The following is a 3,009-nucleotide window of genomic DNA, read 5'->3' as shown; positions in this document are numbered from 1 at the left end:
TCTCGCTGCAAATGGTCGGCCGCGCCCGCCAGGCAGGTCTGCTGATCGAGCCGCGCGATGTCTTCCGTCATCAGACGTTGCAGGAGCTGGCGCGAGTTGCGCGCAACGAACCGAAGGAAAGCGATGCTCCGCCCCAAGGAGATCTCGAAGGCAGCGATCATCCGCTGCTGCCGATTCAGGCGCGCTTCTTCAGCGAGGATGCCGGGGAGCGACATCACTGGAATCAGGCCGTCCTGTTGATACCAAAGTCCCGGCTCGATTGGGCCGTCGTGGAGGTCACGGCCGCCGCGATCGTGGCGCATCATGCGGCCTTGCGTCTCAGCTTCGAAGAGATCGAAGGCGTTTGGCGTGCGAGTTATGGCGCTGCATCCGAAGTCTCGGAACTGTTTTGGCATCGAAGCGGGATTCGCGATGCTGCCGACGTCACCGCCGTCGCTTCTGCGGCCCAGGCAAGTCTGTCGCTGACCGGACCGCTTTTGCGCCTGGTTGGAATGGATCTCACTGACGGCAGCCAGCGGCTCCTGTTGGTCGTGCATCATCTTGTTGTCGATGGCGTGTCGTGGCGAGTCCTGCTCGAAGACTTTGCGGCGGCATATGAGCAGATTCAGCAGGGCAAATCGCGCGTTATGTTGGCGCCGAGCCATTCCTATGCGTCGTGGGGTGCGCGGCTACAGGCTTTTGGCCAGACGGAACAATTGGCGGCGGAGCTGCCCTATTGGCTGGAACGGGGAGCGCAGGCGGAACTGCCGTGCGATGACGATGCGGGTATCGATCGCGTTGTCGACGGCGAGGAGGTTTCGCTCGCCTTCGACGCAGAGTTGACCGCGCGCCTGCTGAAGGAAGCGCCATCGGCCTACCGGACACAGGTCAATGATCTGTTGCTCGCGGGGCTTGCGCGAGCAATCGCGCGGTGGAGTGGAATTGAGCAGATCGTTGTTGAACTTGAAGGGCACGGCCGCGAGGATATTTTCGCAGGCGTCGACATTTCCCGGACGGTAGGGTGGTTCACCACGGCTTTCCCCGTGCGTTTGCCGGGCGGGTCGGCGGACGATGCGACGCTGATCAAATCCACCAAGGAAGAGCTCCGGGCGATTCCGGCCCGCGGGCTTGGCTATGGCGTGTTGCGCTATCACGGCACCGAAGCGCAACGTGATGCGCTGGCTCAGCTTTCTGAGCCACGCATCGTTTTCAACTACCTCGGCCAGTTCGATTCCAGTTTTAGTGAGAGCGCCCCGTTCCGGCTTGCGCCCGAGAGCGCCGGACCGGCGCGTAGCAACAGCGCGCCGCTTGGCCGCTGGCTCAGCATCAACGGCCAGGTAAAAGACGGGGAGCTGCGGTTATCGTTCAGCTTTGGCCGGAAGCGCTACCAGCGGAAAACGATCGAGCTATTGGCTGCTTCATATGAGACTGCGGTGCGCGAGCTGGTCGATCACTGCACCAGCGGCGCCTGCGGTCTCACGCCATCGGATGTCGCACTGTCTGGCCTTGGGCAGGGCGAGCTCGATCATCTCGCACTGGAATGGCGTGAGATCGAGGACATTTATCCGCTGTCGCCGATGCAGCAGGGCATGCTGTTCCACACGATGCACGACGGTGAGCGCGAACTTTACGTCAATCAGGTTGCGGCGGAAGTGCGTGGCGTCAATGCCGAAGGGTTACGCCGGGCCTGGCAGGCGGTCAGCGATCGCCATGCGGTTCTAAGAACCGGCTTCGTATGGCGCGGTCTGTCCGGCTCGCCGCAGCAGATTGTCTATCGCCGTGCCGAGGTGCCGTTTGTCGAGGATGACTGGCGCGCGCGAGTTGCCGATTGGGATGAAGCCCAATTGGAGGCTGCGCTGGCCGATGTTTCCCGTCAGGAACAGGCCGCGGGTTTTGACCTGTCGCGGCCGCCTTTGCAGCGGGTGCGGCTGATACGGCTTGGGGACGACCGGCATTGGCTGATCTGGACTCATCATCACATCCTGTTCGATGGCTGGAGTTCGGCGCGTCTGATCTCCGAGGTGATGCAGCATCATGGCGCAGGCCGGCTGCCGGCATTGCAGCATCGCTACCGTGACTACATCGCGTGGTTGCAGAACCGGGCAGGCGAGGTGTCGGCCGCCTTCTGGCGCGATGCGATGGCCAGATTGGATCAGCCGAGCTTTTTGTCCGAACGCGCGGATGCGGGATCGTGCGGCCACGGCGCGCTCACCCGGGAGCTGGACGCGGGGTTGACCGAAAAGCTGCAGCAATTTGCAGCGCGCGAGCGCGTCACGATGAACACGCTGGCGCAGGCCGCATGGGCGCAGTTGCTGCGGCGACATACCGGGCAGAGCGCGGTCTGTTTCGGCGTCACCGTGTCGGGCCGGCCAGCTGAGCTTGCGGGCGCAGACGAGATGATCGGCCTGTTCATCAACACGCTGCCGGTTGTCGACGACGTCGCTCCGCAGCAGAAGGTTGGAGCCTGGCTGCGTGAGCTGCAGGATCACAATCTGGCTTTGCGCGACTTCGGCTGGACACCGCTCTATGAGATTCAGCGTCTCGCCGGGCGTCCCGGACAGCCGCTGTTCGACAGCATCCTGGTGTTCGAGAATTATCCGATCGACCATGCTCTGACGGAGAAAAACCAGCAGGTTCGCGTCGATAAGACCAGGCTTGTCGAGACCAGCAATTATCCGCTGTTCGCGAGCGTCGGTCTCGACAAGCGGTTCCGCCTGACCTTCAACTATCAGCGCAGGCACTTCGACGAGGCGCAGATCGCGCGGCTGCAACATGCCTTTGTGCGCTTGATGGAGGCGTTGAGCGTCGATGCCGATCGGCCGGTCGGCATGATCGCGGATCGTGATCCCGCAGATGATGTCCTGCTCGCCCGCGCCAACAACACCCGATGCGATGAGCCGCGCCGGGGCCTTATCGAGCAATTTGAATCGCAGGTCCGCAGCTGTTGCGACGGGATCGCGCTGGTGTTTGGGGACGAGGCGCTGAGCTATGGAGAGCTGAACGCGCGGGCGAACCGGTTGGCGTGGCGGC

The 3,009-nt window shown here is 62.9% G+C and carries 1 protein-coding gene; it reads left to right on the top strand.

What is annotated here, in order from left to right; all coding sequences use genetic code 11:
* Positions 1-11 precede the first annotated feature (11 nt).
* Positions 12-3,009 (top strand): condensation domain-containing protein (locus AC1RT6_RS21175; RefSeq protein ID WP_493029657.1); only part of this gene is annotated, 2,998 nt, incomplete at its 3' end.

This window comes from Nitrobacter sp. MLSD-S21 (genome assembly GCF_058809865.1).
This window is presented reverse-complemented; position numbering and strand designations above follow the sequence as displayed.